The following is a 674-nucleotide window of genomic DNA, read 5'->3' as shown; positions in this document are numbered from 1 at the left end:
CCCAGCACCAGGTCGCCCGGGTGGACGACCATGCCGTCGATGCTGACGGGCACGTGCAGCTCGCCGGGACCGTCCTTGTAGGGGCCACGGTGCGAGACGCCGCGCGCATACACGGGCAGTCCGTGCTGGCCGATGGTGTCGCTGTCGCGGATCAGCCCGTCGATGACGATGCCGGCCGCGCCGCGCGCCATCATCAGCGCCAGCATGATCTCGCCAATGATGGCGTTGGGCCCGGCGCCGCCCGCATCCACCACGATCACGTCGCCGGGGCCGCAGATGTCGATGGCCTGGTGCACCATGAGGTTGTCGCCGGGCCGCGTGCGCACGGTCAGCGCACGGCCCACCAGCGGCCCCTGGCGGCGATGGAAGGGCCGCAGCGCCGAGGTGCCCGTGGTGCGGCTCATGGCGTCGCTGACATTGGCGACCGGAAAGCCGCGATAGCGCTGCAGCAGCGCATCGCCAAGGGCGGCCTCGGGCCGGGCGTGGATATGGAATCCGGGAATCTTGCTCACTGCTGTGTCTCCGTCTGTGTCCGTGTCCGTGTCTGTGTCTGTTGTCTGTGTCGATACCGCTGTCTTGCCGCTCAGAACGCATCCCAGGCCTGCGCGTGGCGTGCAGCTGGTCACCTGCCGGCGCGAGGGCGATGATGCCGCCGCCTGGCAGGCCCTGGCGGG

General features: G+C 70.2%; 1 protein-coding gene. It reads right to left on the bottom strand.

The genetic code is table 11. The annotated features are described in order from the left end of the window. On the bottom strand, window positions 1-512 hold a 512-nt coding region (locus L995_RS23500), incomplete at its 3' end, for an RraA family protein (protein ID WP_047473897.1). Between the last annotated feature and the right edge of the window lie 162 nt (window positions 513-674).

The organism is Delftia sp. ZNC0008 (assembly GCF_000799035.1).
In the GTDB taxonomy this organism is placed as follows: domain Bacteria; phylum Pseudomonadota; class Gammaproteobacteria; order Burkholderiales; family Burkholderiaceae_C; genus Comamonas; species Comamonas tsuruhatensis.
This window is presented reverse-complemented; position numbering and strand designations above follow the sequence as displayed.